Consider the following 18,197-nt stretch of genomic DNA (forward strand, 5'->3'; position numbering starts at 1 on the left):
AACTACCACGCCCCCGGAGTCGAACTCATCGGCTCCGGGGAAGGACAGAACTCTGAAGGCCTCGTTTGCTGCGGTGACCGCACTGGTGGTGGTCGCGGTGATTGCAGCCGGATGGTTTGGCTTCGGGTGGGCGCGAGCGCTCTTCGTGGACAAGCCGATCGCCGACGCACGAGATTCCGCGTTGAACGGTGCGCAGCAGGCGGCGATCAACCTCAATTCGGTCGACTCCGCAAACCTCGAAGGTTCCTTCGAGAACATGAAGTCGTCCATCACGGGCGACAAAATGAACCAGGATCTTCAGGCGACCATGGACGGGTTCACCGACCAGATGCGCCAGTCGGGTGCGACGAGCAAGGCCGAACTGATGCAGGGCACTCTGACGGAGCTGAACACGGATGACGGCCTCGCGAAGGCACTGGTCGTCGTAGCGGTCACCACGACGTGGCCTGACCGTTTCGACAAGTCCAAGGTCACCATGAGGTTGGACGTGCAGGACGTCGACGGTGTCTGGAAGGCGTCTTCCGTCGAGCCGGTGGGTGCGCGTATCCCCCTCGAAAACGGCCCGCTGCCCGCCGACGGCGCCGCACCGGCACCGGCAGAGCAGGCACCGGCACCGGGGGAGCAGGCACCGGCACCGACCGATGGTCCGGCCGCCCCCGCGCCCGAGTTGGTTCCGGCGCCCGGTGACACCGGCGGTCAGTAGTTGTGATGAGCCGCGCCGGATTCGTCGCCGCGGTGCCCACGTCGACGAGAGTTCGTCGTGCAATGAGAAAGTGGTGAACTATGCCCCCCAAGCGCCGTAACAACGTGCCGGACAGCGCTGCAAAGGGCAGGCGTCCCCGGGTAGCGGGAACCCGCAACCGTGTCAACGACCCGGCATCGCGAGTAACTCCGCCGCCTTCGCCCACGACGAAACTTCCGAAGAAGTCGTCGACTGATCCCGAGCAGGACCCGACCGCGAAAAGCCCTGTCGAGCAGGAGAATGTGGCGGCAGCGGCTGCCGTCGACACGGCCGCGACGCCGGACACGAAGACTGCTGACGCGAAGCCCGCTGACACGAAGCCCGCTGACACGAAGGCCGCGGATACTGGCGAGCCGGTGTCGATGGCGAAGTCGACGTCGGTGCAGAAGGCAGCGCCGGGCGCCAAGACTGTGTCCACGGCCAAGGCAAGTGCGGCAGGGAAGGCGAAGGTCCCCAACCTGCAGCCGCGTATCAGTACCCAATCGGCTCCGAAGGCGACACCGGAGATCGGCAGTAGCCGTATCACGTGGAAGCTGGTGGGGATCCTGGGTGCTGTCGCAGCGGTGCTGGGCATCTTCGCGGTCGTGGCGGCATTTCAGCCGGGCGGGCACATCACCAACACCGCGTGGGTGGACGAGAGTGGCACCGCGGAGGTGACCAAGGCCGGAACCGAGGCGATCGAGTCGCTGTACACCTACAACTACGAGACGATCGACCAGGATTTCGACAAGGCCCGGGGTTACTTGAACGAGGCCAAGCGTGCCGAGTTCGATCAGACTGCGGCGACGACGAAAGACGCGGCCATCCAGACCAAGACTGCCACCGAGGCGTCGGTCACCGACATCGGTGTCACCTTCCTCGAAGGAGACAGGGCGGAACTCTTGGCGCACATGAACGTGAGTGCCACGGGAGACGCTGTGGCGCAGGGCAGTGCGGCAACGCCGTTGTCGGTCAAGCTGGAGAAGGTCGACGGCAAGTGGGTGCTGTCCGACATCTCGGACAGCGAAGGCTGAGCTGATCTACGCTCCCCGGACGAGCGGCCTCGAAAACAGTGTAGGCAGCTGAACCGTGTAGTCAGCTGAACAACGAATTCGCCAGTGCGACTGGGGTCGTGCGGTTCGGTGTGCCTATCGGCGTGACGTGTCGACCGGCAAAGTATGTGCCGCAGCGGTTTTCGAGTGTCCGTTCGCGTCGGGCGGTACCCGTCGCGGCGTGAGGAATGTGGGCGCCCACCAGTTCGCTTCACCCATCAGTGCGACGAGGGCGGGGACGAGCATCATCCGGATCACGGTGGCGTCGATGATCAAGGCCACGATCATGCCCAGGCCGATGAACCGCATCATCGTCAGGTCCGAGAGGGTGAAGGCTCCCGTGACAACGATGAGTAGTGCGGCCGCGGCCGTGACGATGCGGCCGGTGTGCGCGGTGCCGATCCGCACGGCATCTTCCGTTGACGCGCCCTGCTCGTGGGCCTCGACCATCCGCGACATCAGGAAGATCTCGTAGTCGGTGGAGAGTCCGAACACGACGGCGATGATGAGGACGACCATCGTCGCGGGCAGTGGGCCCGGCGTCACACCGAGTAGTTCGGCTCCGTGACCGTCCTCGAAAATCCACGTGAGGATGCCGAACGAGGCGGCAAGGCTGAGGGCGGCCATCGCGATCGCCTTCAACGGCAGGACCACGGAGCCGAAAGCCGGGACCATCAGGGCGAAGGTGACGGCCACCATGATCCCGATCATCCACGGCAGTGTGGCGCCCATCGAGTCCAGCCCGTCGGCGGTGAGGGCGTTGAGTCCGCCGATCTGTTTCTCGGTGCCTGCCGGCGCCGGGAGCTCGCGAAGAGTCGCTGCCGTCGTCATCGCCCCTTCCGTTCTGTCGGCGTCGTCGAAAATGGCCCGGATTGCGGTGAAGCTTTCCGTGGTGCCGACCGGAACCACGCGGCGAACGCCCTCTACCTCCGCCGTCGCCTGAAAGAACTCCGCCGTCGCCGAAGCCGGCGGAGCCTTGCCGTCGGTGCCGAACAGGACGAGAGTCGCACCGTTGTTGGCGAGCGGGAAGTCGGTGGCCAGGTCGTCGACGGCGAGGCGGGCCGGATGACCCGCGGGCAACCCGGTGTGATCCAGGTCGCCCAGCGAGGCGCCGACGAGCGGGGCGGAGAGGACCAGCAGACCGGCGACGATGCCGACGGCAACCGCGACGGGCCGCCGCATCACTCGGGCGGCGACACCGCCCCAGAATCGGTGCGCCCGGTCCTCGCTACGTTCGACCACTCCCGGGCGCCAGGTGAGCGAGTTGATTCGGGGGCCGAGGACGGTGAGTGCGGCGGGTAGCGCCGACAGCGACAGGACAGCGGCGATACCGATGGCTGCCATGCCCCCGTAGGCGAACGACCGGACCAGCGCCTGCGGGAAGACGAGCATGCCCACGAAACCGCAGACGAGGAGAAGTGCGGAGAACCCCACGGTCCGTCCAGCGGTGGCCATCGTGCGCTGAACAGCCTCCGAGGTCTCGGCCCCGGACCGCAGTTCCTCACGGAAGCGGGTTACAACGAACAACCCGTAGTCGACGGACATCCCCAGTCCGACCAGGCTGGCGATATTGATCGAGAACGCGCTGACCTCGGTGAAGTAGGAGATTCCTCGCAGTGCACCGAGTGCGCCCAGGATCGCGAGGCCGCCGATGCACAGGGGGACGGCGGCCCCCACGAGTCCGCCGAAAATGACAAGGAGCAAGACCAGCAGGATCGGGAAGGAAATGGCTTCGGCCGTGATCAGGTCGCTCTCCGACTCCTCGTTGTACGCATTGGCGATCACGCTGAATCCGCTGAACTCGGTATTCACACCATCGATGAGGAGAAGGGGTGCGAGATCGTGGTACGCGGCGATCCTGGTGTTCTCGCTGCCGTGTAGAGACAGGACGACGAGTCCCTCGGTGCCGTCGGTGGAGCGCAGAAACTCCCGGGCCTGCGCCGGCGCCGTCCAGTACGAGAGGGGAGTGTTGGCAAGCGCAGCCGGATCGATCTGCGCCAGCCGCGCGGACACCGCGGGACCCAGGGCGTCGATCGTCTCTCCGGGACGTGCCGTGTAGGTCACCGCGAGGTCGGGCGTCTGGCGGCCGAACTCCTCCTCGATCAGGCTCTCGACGCCGGCCGATTCGCTGCCTGGGTCGGTGTACCCACCCAGGCTCAGCCGGTCGAACACCCCCGAACCCCAGGCGCCGCTCGCCAGCACGAGGAAAATCACCACCGTCAGGACCAGCTTCGGGCGGGCAACGACGAGAGCACTCCAGCGCGTCACGGCCCTCCTTCCCCCGAGGTCTCGGCGATCGCGTGGGCATATTGTTCACCGCCCCCGGGCTGCGGGGAAGGGGTGGTGAACAGGCTCGGCGGGCGGTTCTCGACGACGCGGAGGCGACGCGACACGCACGCTGACTCTTGACGCCGGGGTGATCACGCGTCACTCTGATGCGTGAACATGCGCTTCCGGCGCGTGGCCGAGCGCCCGGCTGGGTGCTCCTTCGGCTGCCCGACTCGACATCTGCTGAGTTTGGGTGTACTTTTGGACGTTGCGCTGGCTGCCTCCTGTCCACCTCTCGTCTCAACTGCTGTGAAGTGTTTCCACTTCTCGCCTCTGTGACGGGTTTCGTTCGGGTTGTAACCAGCGAAATTCAAAGCAGATACAGCGGCGGTCGCAACAGCACAGAGCGGCCCGCGTGAGGTGCTGGAAGGACGCATCTTGGCAGTCTCTAGCCAGACCAAGGCAGTTTCCGGAATCCCCGGAGCCCCGAAGAGGGTTTCGTTCGCGAAAATTCGCGAACCCCTCGAAGTTCCCGGGCTTCTTGATGTACAAACCGATTCGTTCGAGTGGTTGATCGGTGCGCAGAGCTGGCGCGAGCGCGCCGCCGCTCGTGGCGACAGCGCAATCTCCGGCGGTCTCGAGGACATTCTCGCGGAGCTCTCTCCGATCGAGGACTTCTCGGGCTCGATGTCTCTGTCCTTCTCGGACCCACGCTTCGACGAGGTCAAGGCCTCGACGGACGAGTGCAAAGACAAAGACATGACCTACGCGGCGCCGTTGTTCGTCACCGCGGAGTTCATCAACAACAACACCGGTGAGATCAAGAGCCAGACGGTCTTCATGGGTGACTTCCCGATGATGACCGACAAGGGCACGTTCATCATCAACGGCACCGAGCGCGTCGTCGTCTCGCAGCTGGTGCGTTCCCCTGGCGTGTACTTCGACCATTCGGTCGACAAGGGCACCGAGAAGGACCTGCACAGCGTCAAGGTCATCCCCGGCCGCGGCGCATGGCTCGAGTTCGACGTCGACAAGCGCGACACCGTTGGTGTCCGCATCGACCGCAAGCGTCGTCAGCCCGTCACCGTGCTGCTGAAGGCCCTCGGCTGGACCACCGAGCAGATCACCGAGCGTTTCGGCTTCTCGGAGATCCTCATGGCCACGCTGGAGAAGGACAACACCGCCGGCACCGACGAGGCGCTGCTCGACATCTACCGCAAGCTGCGCCCGGGCGAGCCGCCCACCAAGGAGAGCGCGCAGACGCTGCTGGAGAACCTGTTCTTCAAGGACAAGCGGTACGACCTGGCACGCGTGGGTCGCTACAAGATCAACAAAAAGCTGGGCCTGAACACCGGGCAGCCGATCGTGGCGTCGACCCTCACCGAGGAAGACATCGTCGCCACCATCGAGTACCTGGTGCGCCTGCACGCCGGTGACACCGAGATGACCGCCCCCGGCGGCGTCACGGTCCCCGTCGAGGTCGACGACATCGACCACTTCGGTAACCGTCGCCTGCGCACGGTCGGTGAGCTCATCCAGAACCAGATCCGCGTGGGCCTGTCCCGCATGGAGCGTGTGGTTCGTGAGCGCATGACCACCCAGGACGTCGAGGCGATCACGCCGCAGACACTGATCAACATCCGGCCCGTCGTCGCCGCGATCAAGGAGTTCTTCGGAACCTCCCAGCTGTCGCAGTTCATGGACCAGAACAACCCGCTGTCGGGGCTGACGCACAAGCGTCGTCTGTCCGCCCTCGGCCCAGGTGGTCTGTCGCGCGAAAGGGCTGGTCTGGAGGTGCGAGACGTTCACCCGTCGCACTACGGCCGCATGTGCCCGATCGAGACCCCTGAGGGTCCGAACATCGGTCTGATCGGTTCGTTGTCGGTGTACGCACGGGTCAACCCGTTCGGCTTCATCGAGACGCCGTACCGCAAGGTCGTCGACGGCCAGGTCACGGACCAGGTCGACTACCTGACCGCGGACGAAGAGGACCGCCACGTCGTCGCCCAGGCCAACTCGGCCATCGACGCCAACGGTCACTTCACCGACGACCGCATTCTGGTTCGTCGTAAGGGCGGCGAGGTCGAGTTCGTGTCGTCCGCCGACATCGACTACATGGACGTCTCGCCGCGACAGATGGTGTCCGTCGCAACCGCGATGATCCCGTTCCTCGAGCACGACGACGCCAACCGTGCCCTCATGGGCGCGAACATGCAGCGTCAGGCGGTGCCGCTCGTTCGCAGTGAGGCTCCGCTGGTCGGCACCGGCATGGAGCTGCGGGCTGCAGTCGACGCCGGCGACGTCATCATCACCGAGAAGACCGGTGTCGTGGAAGAGGTCTCCGCGGACTACGTCACGGTCATGGCCGACGACGGAACCCGCAAGACCTACCGGATGCGCAAGTTCGCGCGTTCGAACCAGGGCACCTGCGCCAACCAGCGTCCGATCGTGGACGAGGGACAGCGTGTCGAGACCGGACAGGTTCTCGCCGACGGCCCCTGCACCGAAAACGGTGAGATGGCCCTCGGAAAGAACCTGCTCGTCGCGATCATGCCGTGGGAAGGCCACAACTACGAGGACGCGATCATCCTGTCGCAGCGCCTCGTGGAGGAGGACGTTCTCACCTCGATCCACATCGAGGAGCACGAGATCGATGCCCGCGACACCAAGCTCGGTGCCGAGGAGATCACTCGGGACATCCCGAACGTCTCCGACGAGGTCCTCGCCGACCTCGACGAGCGCGGCATCATCCGTATCGGTGCCGAGGTTCGTGACGGTGACGTGCTGGTCGGAAAGGTCACGCCCAAGGGCGAGACCGAGCTGACCCCCGAGGAGCGTCTGCTGCGCGCCATCTTCGGTGAGAAGGCTCGTGAGGTCCGCGACACGTCGCTCAAGGTTCCGCACGGTGAGACCGGCAAGGTCATCGGCATTCGTGTGTTCTCGCGCGACGACGACGACGATCTGCCCCCCGGTGTCAACGAGCTGGTCCGCGTCTACGTGGCACAGAAGCGCAAGATCCAGGACGGCGACAAGCTCGCCGGCCGCCACGGCAACAAGGGCGTCATCGGCAAGATCCTCCCCCAGGAGGACATGCCGTTCCTGCCCGACGGCACCCCGGTGGACATCATCCTGAACACCCACGGTGTTCCGCGTCGTATGAACATCGGTCAGATCTTGGAGACCCACCTCGGGTGGATCGGCAAGACGGGCTGGAACGTGCAGGTCGCCGGCGACGGCTCGCGTCCCGATTGGGCCGAGCAGCTGCCGGAGGAGATGCTGTCCGCTCCCGCCGACTCCAACATCGCCACCCCCGTGTTCGACGGTGCCAAGGAAGACGAGCTGACCGGTCTTCTCGGTTCGACACTGCCGAACCGTGACGGCGAAGTGATGGTCGCGTCCGACGGAAAGGCCACCTTGTTCGACGGCCGTTCCGGCGAGCCGTTCCCGTACCCGGTGTCGGTCGGCTACATGTACATCATCAAGCTGCACCACTTGGTCGACGACAAGATCCACGCACGTTCGACCGGTCCGTACTCGATGATCACCCAGCAGCCGCTCGGCGGTAAGGCCCAGTTCGGTGGCCAGCGCTTCGGTGAGATGGAGTGCTGGGCGATGCAGGCCTACGGCGCGGCTTACACGCTGCAGGAACTGCTCACCATCAAGTCGGACGACGTGGTGGGTCGAGTCAAGGTGTACGAGGCCATCGTCAAGGGCGAGAACATCCCCGAGCCGGGTATCCCGGAGTCGTTCAAGGTGCTCCTCAAGGAGCTTCAGTCGCTCTGCCTGAACGTGGAGGTGCTGTCCTCGGACGGTGCGGCCATCGCGATGGCGGACGGCGACGACGAGGACCTCGAGCGCGCCGCAGCGAACCTGGGCATCAACTTGTCCCGGAACGAAGCGGCCACGGTCGACGACCTCGCGAACTAGGTTTCGGTCCCCGGGCCCGTGAGAAATCAGGGGCCCGGGGGCGTAGTTCACATTTGAATTGGCAGTCAGGTATCGGCGGCCACCGCTGATCCACAATCCCTCTGGGGAAAGGAAGTTACGTGCTCGACGTCAACTTCTTCGATGAACTCCGCATTGGCCTCGCCAGTGCAGAGGACATCCGCAATTGGTCCTACGGCGAGGTCAAGAAGCCGGAGACCATCAACTACCGCACGCTCAAGCCCGAGAAGGACGGCCTCTTCTGCGAGAAGATCTTCGGCCCCACCCGGGACTGGGAGTGCTACTGCGGTAAGTACAAGCGTGTCCGCTTCAAGGGCATCATCTGTGAGCGTTGCGGCGTCGAGGTGACTCGCGCCAAGGTTCGCCGTGAGCGCATGGGCCACATCGAACTGGCTGCCCCGGTCACCCACATCTGGTACTTCAAGGGCGTGCCCAGCCGGCTCGGCTACCTGCTCGACCTTGCGCCGAAGGATCTCGAAAAGATCATCTACTTCGCCGCATACGTCATCGTCGGTGTCGACGAGGAGCTGCGTCACAACGAGCTCTCCACGCTCGAAGCCGAGATGCAGGTCGAGAAGAAGGCTGTCGCGGATCAGCGTGACGCCGACCTCGAGGCTCGCGCGCAGAAGCTCGAGGCCGACATCGCCGAACTCGAGGCCGAGGGCGCAAAGTCCGACGTCCGCCGCAAGGTCAAGGACGGCGGCGAGCGCGAGATGCGTCAGCTCCGCGATCGCGCGCAGCGGGAGCTGGATCGTCTCGACGAGATCTGGACCACGTTCACCAAGCTGAGCGTCAAGCAGCTCATCGTCGACGAGCTGCTCTACCGCGAGCTGGTCGACCGCTACGGCGAGTACTTCACCGGTGCCATGGGCGCCGAGTCGATCCAGAAGTTGATGGAGAACTTCGACATCGACGCCGAAGCGGAGAACCTGCGTGAGACCATCCGCAGCGGCAAGGGGCAGAAGAAGCTCCGCGCACTGAAGCGTCTCAAGGTCGTCGCAGCTTTCCAGACGAACCAGAACTCGCCGATGGGCATGGTTCTCAACGCCGTTCCGGTGATCCCGCCGGAGCTGCGGCCGATGGTGCAGCTCGACGGTGGACGTTTCGCCACGTCCGACCTGAACGACCTGTACCGCCGCGTCATCAACCGCAACAACCGCCTCAAGCGACTGATCGACCTCGGTGCCCCCGAGATCATCGTCAACAACGAGAAGCGGATGCTGCAGGAGTCGGTGGACGCACTCTTCGACAACGGCCGTCGCGGCCGTCCGGTCACCGGTCCCGGTAACCGCCCGCTGAAGTCCCTGAGCGACCTGCTCAAGGGTAAGCAGGGTCGATTCCGTCAGAACCTGCTCGGTAAGCGCGTCGACTACTCGGGTCGTTCCGTCATCGTCGTCGGTCCCCAGCTGAAGCTGCACCAGTGTGGTCTGCCCAAGCTGATGGCTCTCGAGCTGTTCAAGCCGTTCGTGATGAAGCGTCTGGTCGACCTGAACCACGCGCAGAACATCAAGTCCGCCAAGCGCATGGTGGAACGCCAGCGCGCACAGGTGTGGGACGTCCTCGAAGAGGTCATCGCCGAGCACCCCGTGCTGCTGAACCGTGCACCGACGCTGCACCGTCTGGGCATCCAGGCCTTCGAGCCGCAACTGGTCGAGGGCAAGGCCATCCAGCTCCACCCGCTGGTGTGTGAGGCGTTCAACGCCGACTTCGACGGTGACCAGATGGCCGTGCACCTTCCGCTGTCCGCGGAGGCGCAGGCCGAGGCGCGCATCCTGATGCTGTCGTCGAACAACATCCTCTCGCCCGCGTCGGGTCGACCGCTCGCCATGCCGCGTCTGGACATGGTCACCGGTCTGTACCACCTGACCCGGTTGGACGAGGGTGCCACCGGCGAGCTGAAGGCTTCCGACGGAGAGGGCGCCGAACAGGGCGTGTACTCCTCGCCTGCCGAGGCTCAGATGGCCGTCGATCGTGGTGCGCTGGTCGTGCAGGCGAAGATCAAGGTGCGGCTCACGCAGCAGCGCCCGCCTCGTGACCTCGAGTCGGAGCTGTTCCCCGAGGGCTGGAACTACGGTGACGGCTGGACCGCGGAGACGACCCTGGGTCGGGTGCTCTTCAACGAGCTGCTTCCCGCGGACTACCCGTTCGTCAACGAGCAGATGCCGAAGAAGCGTCAGGCGACGATCATCAACGACCTCGCCGAGCGTTACCCCATGATCGTGGTCGCGCAGACCGTCGACAAGCTGAAGGACGCCGGCTTCTACTGGGCCACGCGTTCCGGTGTCACGGTCTCCATCTCCGACGTCCTCGTGCCGCCGGAGAAGGCTCAGATCATGGAGTCCTTCGAGGCTCAGGCCGATCAGATCGAGAAGAAGTACCAGCGTGGTGCCCTGAACAAGACCGAGCGCAACAGCGCCCTGGTCAAGATCTGGTCCGAGGCCACCGATGAGGTCGGTAAGGCCATGGAGGCCCACTTCCCCGACGACAACCCGATCCCGATGATCGTGAAGTCCGGCGCCGCCGGCAACATGACTCAGGTTCGTTCGCTCGCCGGTATGAAGGGTCTGGTGACCAACCCCAAGGGTGAGTTCATCCCGCGTCCGATCAAGTCTTCCTTCAAGGAAGGCCTGACCGTTCTCGAGTACTTCATCAATACGCACGGTGCCCGTAAGGGTCTGGCCGACACCGCGCTGCGTACCGCCGACTCGGGTTACCTGACCCGTCGTCTGGTGGACGTGTCGCAGGACGTCATCGTTCGTGAGGTCGACTGTGGAACCGAGCGTGGCATCGTCACCACCATCGCGGAGAAGCAGCCCGATGGCACGATGATCCGCGATGCTCACGTGGAGACCAGCACGTACGCCCGTACGCTGGCCGCCGACGCGGTCGACGCGAACGGAAACGTCATCGTCGAGCGTGGTCACGACCTGGGCGACCCGGCTATCGATGCGCTGCTCGAAGCGGGCATCACGCAGGTCAAGGTCCGTTCGGTGCTCACCTGCACCACCGGCACCGGCGTCTGCGCCACCTGCTACGGCCGGAGCATGGCCACCGGCAAGCTGGTCGACATCGGTGAGGCCGTCGGTATCGTCGCCGCACAGTCCATCGGTGAGCCCGGCACCCAGCTGACCATGCGTACGTTCCACCAGGGTGGTGTCGCCGGAGACGACATCACCGGTGGTCTGCCGCGTGTTCAGGAGCTGTTCGAGGCCCGCGTCCCCAAGGGCAAGGCCCCGATCGCCGACGTCACCGGACGTGTCCAGCTCGAGGACGGCGACCGCTTCTACAAGATCACCATCGTCCCGGACGACGGTGGCGAAGAGGTTGTCTACGACAAGCTCTCGAAGCGTCAGCGTCTGCGTGTCTTCAAGCACGAGGACGGCACCGAACGCCTTCTGGCCGACGGTGACCACGTCGAGGTCGGTCAGCAGCTCATGGAAGGTGCTGCCGATCCCCACGAGGTGCTGCGCGTCATGGGCCCCCGCCAGGTGCAGATCCACCTCGTCAACGAGGTCCAGGAGGTGTACCGGAGCCAGGGTGTGTCGATCCACGACAAGCACATCGAGGTCATCGTGCGCCAGATGCTGCGTCGCGTGACGATCATCGACTCGGGTGCCACGGAGTTCCTGCCCGGTTCATTGACCGAGCGGGCCGACTTCGAGGCGGCCAACCGTCGGGTCGTGTCCGAAGGTGGCGAGCCTGCGGCCGGTCGTCCGGTACTCATGGGTATCACCAAGGCATCGCTGGCCACCGACTCGTGGCTGTCTGCGGCGTCGTTCCAGGAGACCACTCGCGTGCTGACCGATGCGGCAATCAACTGTCGCTCGGACAAGCTGATCGGTCTGAAGGAAAACGTGATCATCGGAAAGCTGATCCCCGCCGGTACCGGTATCAACCGTTACCGCAACATCCAGGTTCAGCCCACCGAAGAGGCACGTGCGGCGGCGTACGCGGTTCCGTCCTACGACGACCAGTACTACAGCCCGGACGGCTTCGGCCAGAACACCGGTGCTGCAGTGCCGCTGGACGATTACGGGTTCAGCAACGATTACCGGTAGGGGCGCAGCCCCTGTGAGTGGTTGACGAGTCTCAGGACTCGTCGTCCGTTCACCCAGACCAGGCCCCACCCCTTTCTCTTCGGGGGTTGGGCCTTTCTGTGTCGGGCCTGTGCTACCGCGGAACGTGGAACGTGGTCAGCGACGCCGAGCTCGAGGTGAGTTCGGCCCAGCTGCACGGGACGGTGAGCACGGCGAGTGCGGACGTCGGGAACTTCTCGCGTATCGCCACCGCATCCCCGGTGTCGGGGTTGCCCGCCAGATCGAGTGCGGTTGTCGGCATTCCGGGGTCGTGTCCGACGACCAGCAGAGTGCGCACCGATACGTCGGTCTCGGCGATCTCGGCGACCACCTGCGCGGGGTACGCACCATAGAGCGCCTCGCTGAAGGTGGTTGGTGCAGTGACCCCTGCGGCGGCGAGGGTGTCGCAGGTGCGCACGGAGGTCGAGCACAACACCGCATCGACGGGTGGCTGCATCGCCCTGAGCCAGTCTCCGGCCATCGCGGCCTGGCGTCGGCCCCGTGGGGCGAGCGGGCGGTCGTGGTCGGCGACTCCCGCCGGGTATGCCGACTTCCCGTGCCGCATGAGGATCAGCGTGCGGCTGTGCGGGGTCTTGTGCGTGGCCATGGCTAGACGCTAAGGCATGGTTTCGGATTGTCGAGACGGGCCCCGCAGCGGCCGGTAGCGTCGCAGCCGTGGCCTCCCTCCAGCTAGCCGACGGTCGGACACTCGCGTACGAAGAGTGGGGCGACGTCGACGGCATGCCCGTGTTCTTCGCCCACGGCACCGGGGACTCCCGTCTCGCCCGGTACCCCGACGACACCCTCACCCGGTCTCTCGGATTGCGGCTGATCACCGCTGACCGCCCCGGCGTCGGGGGCTCCACCCAGCTGCGGGGCCGGAGTCTGCTGGACTGGCCGCAGGATGTCTCCGCTCTCGCGGACGAGCTGGAGATCGAGCGATTCGCAATCGCCGGCTGGTCCGGCGGTGGACCGCACGCGTTGGCCGCAGCGCACCTGCTCGGTGACAGGGTCACCCGGTTGGTGCTGGCTTCCCCGCTCGGCCCGTTCGACGAGCAGGGCTCCCGGGACCTCGTGCTCAATCGCGACCTGCGCATGATCTGGCGACTCAACCATGCTCGTTTCGTCGCCACCGCTGCAGCGCGACACGAGTCGAAAGCATCCCGCCGCGATCTGCGGAAGTTCGTCACACACCTCGCCGAGGAGGCCCCCGCGGACCGGGACGTGCTGCTCGACCCGGTGCTGGAGCCGATGTTCGAGGAAGAAATGGGAGAGGCGCTGGTGCAGGGAGGCGTCGGAGTTCTCGACGACATGTGGGCGTTCCTGGAGTGGGGGTTCGTGCCCGAGGACATCACCCAGCCGGTCGACGTGTTCTACGGCGACGCCGACGACATCCTGGCCCCGGAGATGTATCGGCGCCTCGCCCAGCGACTGGGCGCCGCCGACACCCATGTTTGGGTGGGCGGTGGCCACTACCAGGTGTTCGCCCGCTGGGCCGAGTTCCTGCAGCCGTTGGTCGCCGGCCGCCGCGACGCTGTGAACTAGCTTTGCCCGACCGTGGTCCGTTCGCTGTCGAGCTGGGCCATCTGCGCGGGTGCGTAGCGGTCGCCGGCGACCGCGGAATCTGGAACCGCTGCGGCGATGCCGGCCAGGTCCGCGGCGCTCAGGTGCACGTCGAGCGCGCCAAGCGTTTCGGTGAGGCGGGTGACCTTGCGGGCGCCGACGACCGGGACGATGTCGCCGCCCTGCGCGAGCACCCAGGCGATCGCGAGTTGTGCGACGGTCACCCCGTGTTGCGCGGCGAGTTCGGCCATCGTGTCGACGAGCCGCAGATTCTGTCGGAGGTTCTCGCCCTGAAATCGCGGGCTGTGCGAGCGGAAATCGTCGGGCGCCAGCGCGGAATTCGACCGCAGTGAGTCACTGAGCAGACCGCGGGACAGCACCCCGTACGCGGTGACGCCGATGCCGAGTTCGCGGCACAGGGGAAGGATCTCGTTCTCGATGCCGCGCGAGATCAGCGAGTACTCGATCTGCAGGTCGGCGATGGGGTGCACGGCGGTCGCGCGGCGGATCGTCTCGGGACCCACCTCCGACAGGCCGATGTGCCGCACGTAGCCGGCCTCGACCAGTTCACCGATCGCGCCGACTGTGTCCTCGATCGGCACGCTGGGGTCGAGGCGGGCGGGACGGTAGATGTCGATATAGTCGACGCCGAGTCGCTGCAGCGAGTACGCGAGGAAGTTGCGGATCGAGTCGGGCCGGTTGTCGACTCCGCCCCACGTGCCTCCCGGTCCGCGCATTGCACCGAACTTCACGCTCAACGTGACGTCCTCGCGCCTGCGGCCGGACAGCGCTGCGCCGATCAGGGTTTCGTTGTGACCGGACCCGTAGAAGTCGCCGGTGTCGATGAGGTCGATTCCCGCATCGAGGGCGGCGTGGATCGTTGCGGTCGACTCCGCGTCTTCCGACCGGCCGTACATCCCGGACATGCCCATGGCGCCGAGTCCGATCCGGCTGACGGTGGGACCTGTGGTTCCGAGTGTGGTTGTGGGGACCATGATGTGCTCCTGATGGTCGTCGTGGTGTGGGACCGACACCAGCGTGATCCGCTCGGGACACGACAACCAGAGACCCTTCATCGGGGGACCGGCGATCCCTGGCAGGGCATCCGCGTGTCAGGCACAGTTGGTCCATGGACCGCACCGAGCTGGCCGACTTCCTCCGCCGTCGCAGAGAGCAGTTGGTCCCCGCGGATGTGGGCTTACCGCCGGGTGTCCGGCGCCGGACCCCCGGACTGCGACGCGATGAGGTCGCGCTGCTCGCAGGTATGTCCACCGACTACTACACCCGGCTCGAGCAGGCTCGCGGCCCGCACCCGTCGACCTCGGTGCTGGGCTCCCTTGCCCGGGCACTGCGGCTGACCGATGACCAGCGTGACCATCTCTACCTGTTGTCGGGACAGGTGCCACCGCTGCGTGCGGTAGGGGACAAGCACGTCGGGCCGGGACTGCTGCACCTACTGGACAAGCTCGACGACACCCCGGCCTGCGTCATCTCCGACCTCGGTGAGGTGCTGGTGCAGAACCGCATGCACGTCGCCCTGTTCGGGGACGAGTCCGCGTTTTCCGGTCTCGAACGCTACCTTCCGTGGCGGTATTTCGTGCACCCGGAGGAACGCTCGATGTTTCCCGAGGAAGAACACGAGCGGCTCGCCGCGAACCAGATCGCGGATCTGCGGGCCACCGCGACGTGACGGAACTGGTGACTCGACTGCGCGAGCGGAGCTGCGAGTTCGCAGCGCTGTGGGACCGCCATGACGTGGCGGTACGCCGCTCCGACACCAAGAGCGTGCTCCACGCGGAGGTCGGACGGATCGACCTAGTGTGCGAGACGCTTCTGACACCGAGCGCCTACCAACACCTGCTGGTGTACCTGCCGCAACCGGGTTCCGACGCCCGGGCGAGGCTCGATGTCCTGCGGGTGATCGGTACCCAGCAGATGGTCTGATCACACGGAGAGGGGACCTACCTTGGCGACTGCCCGCACGGTGTCTTCGACCAGGAACCACACTGTCAACGACGTGTCGTCGCGGCGCGAGCGAAGAATGATCTTGTCCGTCGACACGATCGGCGACAGGTATTCGAGCACGGCGCGGTGCGGGTTGTCGACGAGGCGGCCGCCACCCGGGTGCTCGTGATCGGCCAACAACTCTTCCACCGCTTGCCAGTAGACGGCGTTGTTGACGTGGTCGAACGGGTCGATGTCGGTGCGGCGCAGCCCGAATGGCGTCTCCTCGACGCCTTCCTCGTCGGTCGACGGAGCGTCCTCGACCAGCCAGCGCTTCCATTTCAAGCGCGTTTCGCCGGCGGACTCACCGAGTGCATCGATGAACCCGTCCTCGATACGCGTCGGCATCCCGGTTGCGGCGCTGATGTGAATCCAGAATCCTTCGGTCTCGATCAGGGCGCCTTTTTCGCCTTCGATCTGTACCCGCATGTTCGTCCATCGGGTGGACAACCCCGAACACCAGCGGCGAAGGTGCACGCGTTCAGGCCACACCGCCGGACGGATGATGTCGATGACCGTCCGGCGGACTATCCACAGGGGGTGGCTCTCGGCGGCGTCGACGGCCTCGAGGTTGTCCAGCCCGGCGTCTTGCAGGTAGCGGGCGATCCCGTCGAGGCGCAGTCGCTTGGCCGCGTCGATGTCCCCGGTGCGTACGGGCCAGGAAGTCTCGAAAACTCGGCCGCGATCAGGGAGCACGGCCAGTGGCTGATCGAGTGACAAGGTGCGTTTCCTTCGCTCGTGGACAGTCTCCTGATTCTCGCATTCGGCGGCGAGGGTTGTTCGGAGACGCGTTTCTCAGTACAGTTTCCATAACTGTTACTTCCTGTAACACACACGAACACTGGTCCGAACAGGTGTGAGGAATCCGCAAATGGCATATGTCATCACGCAGGCGTGCTGCAACGACGCGAGCTGTGTCTCCGCTTGCCCCGTGAACTGCATCCATCCGACGCCGGAGGAGCGGGAGTTCGCTCAGACCGAGATGCTCCACATCGACCCCGAGACCTGCATCGACTGCGGGGCGTGCGTCGACGCCTGTCCCGTGGACGCGATCTTCCCGGAAGACAAGCTCCTGGGATCGCTCACCCGCTACAAGGACATCAACGCCGACTACTACACGACGAATCCCATGCCGACGGGGTGGCTTCCGCTCACTCCCGCCACCCCGCCGCGACGGGATCTGGGGAAGCTGCGGGTCGCCGTCGTCGGTGCCGGGCCTGCTGCCTGCTACGCCGCCGGTGAGCTGCTCGAGCGCTCCGACGTCGAGGTCGACATGTTCGAGAAGCTGCCGACGCCGTGGGGCCTCGTCCGCGCCGGGGTCGCGCCGGACCATCCCGGCACCAAGGAGGTGACGCGGATGTTCGAGTGGAGCCTCGACCGCCCGAACTTCGAATTTCACCTCAACGTCGAGGTCGGCAAGCACATCACCCACGACGAGCTCCTCCGCAACCATCACGCGGTCGTCTACGCGGTGGGCGCGTCGAGTGACCGACGCTTGAACATCCCCGGCGAGGACCTACCCGGAGTCCACGCTGCCACGGAGTTCGTTGCCTGGTACAACGGCCACCCGGACTATGCAGATCGCACGTTCGACCTCTCCGGGAAGCGGGCCGTGATCGTCGGAAACGGCAACGTCGCGCTGGACGTCGCCCGCATCCTCACGATGAACGTGGCGGAGCTGGAACGGACGGACATCGCCGACCACGCACTTGCTGCATTGCGCAACAGCAACATCGAGGAGGTTGTTCTCCTGGGTCGCCGAGGTCCCGCTCAAGCGGCATACAGCAACCCCGAGTTCCTTGCGCTCGGCGATCTCGAGAACGTGGACGTCGTCATCGACGAGGCCGATCTCGACCTCGATGACGGCAGCCGCGCACTGCTCGACGACCCGGCCACTGCGATGAAGGTCCGGCTGGCGCAGGAGTTCGCCGCACGCACTCCGCGGCCCGGACACAAGCGGATCGTGTTCCGGTACCTGACGTCCCCGCTCGACATCACGGGATCCGGTAGAGCCGAGGCGCTGCGCTACGGACGCAACGAACTCGTCGTCGACGAGTCCGGCGCCGTCGTCGCCCGGCCCGTCGACGACATCGGCTCGCTCGACACCTCTCTCGTGCTCCGCTCCATCGGCTACCGCGGCAATCCCGTGGGTGGCGTCGCGTTCGACGAGAAACGTGGCGTCATCCCCAACGAACGCGGCCGCGTATCCGACCGGGTGTATGTCACCGGGTGGATCAAGCGCGGTCCGAGCGGTGTCATCGGAACCAACAAGGCCTGCGCCAAGGAGACGGTCGCCGCCCTGCTCGAGGACTTCGAGGCGGGAAAACTTCGCGGCGACGTCGGAACCCGCAAGGACGTCAAGAAGCTCGTCGAGCGCCGGCAGCCGGAGCAGATCGGTTTCACCGGCTGGCGGGCGATCGACAAGGCCGAGACCGCGCGCGCGGAAGGGTCCGGCCGACCCCGGGTGAAGATGACGGACAAGGTCGAAATGGTGGCTGTCGCCCGCAAGCGGAGACGTCTCTTCGCTCGTTGATCACTTCCGGTCCCGGTACGCGTCTAGCATTCGGG

Annotated in this window: 10 protein-coding genes and 1 pseudogene; 7 read left to right on the top strand and 4 right to left on the bottom strand. The window is 65.5% G+C overall.

All coding sequences use genetic code 11. The annotated features are described in order from the left end of the window. Positions 1 to 73 precede the first annotated feature (73 nt). Together CBI38_RS08300 and CBI38_RS08305 are read left to right on the top strand one after the other, a co-directional pair. Positions 74 to 703: a hypothetical protein gene (locus CBI38_RS08300; protein WP_109327985.1), complete on the top strand. Its 630-nt coding sequence runs from the start codon at positions 74 to 76 to the stop codon at positions 701 to 703. Positions 704 to 783: 80 nt separating this feature from the next. Continuing rightward, complete coding sequence (locus tag CBI38_RS08305) at positions 784 to 1,755, top strand: hypothetical protein (RefSeq protein WP_109327987.1); 972 nt, start codon at positions 784 to 786, stop codon at positions 1,753 to 1,755. A gap of 114 nt (positions 1,756 to 1,869) precedes the next feature. Here CBI38_RS08305 and CBI38_RS08310 read toward each other — a convergent pair whose 3' ends face one another. Next, on the bottom strand, positions 1,870 to 4,041 hold the full coding sequence (locus CBI38_RS08310) for an MMPL family transporter (RefSeq protein WP_109327989.1): 2,172 nt from the start codon (positions 4,039 to 4,041) through the stop codon (positions 1,870 to 1,872). Between the two features lie 420 nt (positions 4,042 to 4,461). Between CBI38_RS08310 and rpoB the strand changes: the two genes are divergently transcribed. Beyond that, positions 4,462 to 7,968 carry a DNA-directed RNA polymerase subunit beta gene (gene rpoB / locus CBI38_RS08315; RefSeq protein ID WP_109327991.1) on the top strand — a complete coding sequence of 1,169 codons (3,507 nt, stop codon included), beginning with the start codon at positions 4,462 to 4,464 and terminating at the stop codon, positions 7,966 to 7,968. A gap of 119 nt (positions 7,969 to 8,087) precedes the next feature. Further along, positions 8,088 to 12,044, top strand: a complete 3,957-nt coding sequence (locus tag CBI38_RS08320; RefSeq protein WP_109327993.1) for a DNA-directed RNA polymerase subunit beta' — start codon at positions 8,088 to 8,090, stop codon at positions 12,042 to 12,044. Between the two features lie 112 nt (positions 12,045 to 12,156). Here the strand turns inward: CBI38_RS08320 and CBI38_RS08325 are convergent, their stop codons facing one another. Beyond that, positions 12,157 to 12,669 carry a SixA phosphatase family protein gene (locus CBI38_RS08325; protein WP_109327995.1) on the bottom strand — a complete coding sequence of 171 codons (513 nt, stop codon included), beginning with the start codon at positions 12,667 to 12,669 and terminating at the stop codon, positions 12,157 to 12,159. A 68-nt stretch (positions 12,670 to 12,737) separates the two neighbouring features. On the opposite strand from CBI38_RS08325, the gene CBI38_RS08330 reads away from it, so the two are divergent. Next, positions 12,738 to 13,607 (top strand): alpha/beta fold hydrolase, encoded by an 870-nt coding sequence (locus CBI38_RS08330; RefSeq protein WP_109327997.1) that lies wholly within the window; start codon positions 12,738 to 12,740, stop codon positions 13,605 to 13,607. Here the strand turns inward: CBI38_RS08330 and CBI38_RS08335 are convergent. Further along, on the bottom strand, positions 13,604 to 14,620 hold the full coding sequence (locus CBI38_RS08335; protein WP_109334937.1) for an aldo/keto reductase: 1,017 nt from the start codon (positions 14,618 to 14,620) through the stop codon (positions 13,604 to 13,606). The two genes, CBI38_RS08330 and CBI38_RS08335, sit on opposite strands and share 4 nt — an antisense overlap. Positions 14,621 to 14,754: 134 nt before the next feature. Between CBI38_RS08335 and CBI38_RS08340 the strand changes: the two are divergent. Continuing rightward, positions 14,755 to 15,569 (top strand): annotated as a pseudogene (locus tag CBI38_RS08340) (helix-turn-helix transcriptional regulator). Here CBI38_RS08340 and CBI38_RS08345 read toward each other — a convergent pair. Then, a complete protein-coding gene (locus CBI38_RS08345; RefSeq protein WP_109327999.1) occupies positions 15,570 to 16,349 on the bottom strand; it encodes an acyl-[acyl-carrier-protein] thioesterase in 780 nt (259 codons plus the stop codon). It lies immediately after the preceding pseudogene. Between the two features lie 151 nt (positions 16,350 to 16,500). Between CBI38_RS08345 and CBI38_RS08350 the strand changes: the two genes are divergently transcribed. After that, positions 16,501 to 18,162, top strand: a complete 1,662-nt coding sequence (locus CBI38_RS08350; protein WP_109328001.1) for an FAD-dependent oxidoreductase — start codon at positions 16,501 to 16,503, stop codon at positions 18,160 to 18,162. The last annotated feature ends 35 nt before the right edge of the window (positions 18,163 to 18,197 follow it).

It is taken from the genome of Rhodococcus oxybenzonivorans, from assembly GCF_003130705.1.
In the GTDB taxonomy this organism is placed as follows: Bacteria; Actinomycetota; Actinomycetes; order Mycobacteriales; family Mycobacteriaceae; genus Rhodococcus_F; species Rhodococcus_F oxybenzonivorans.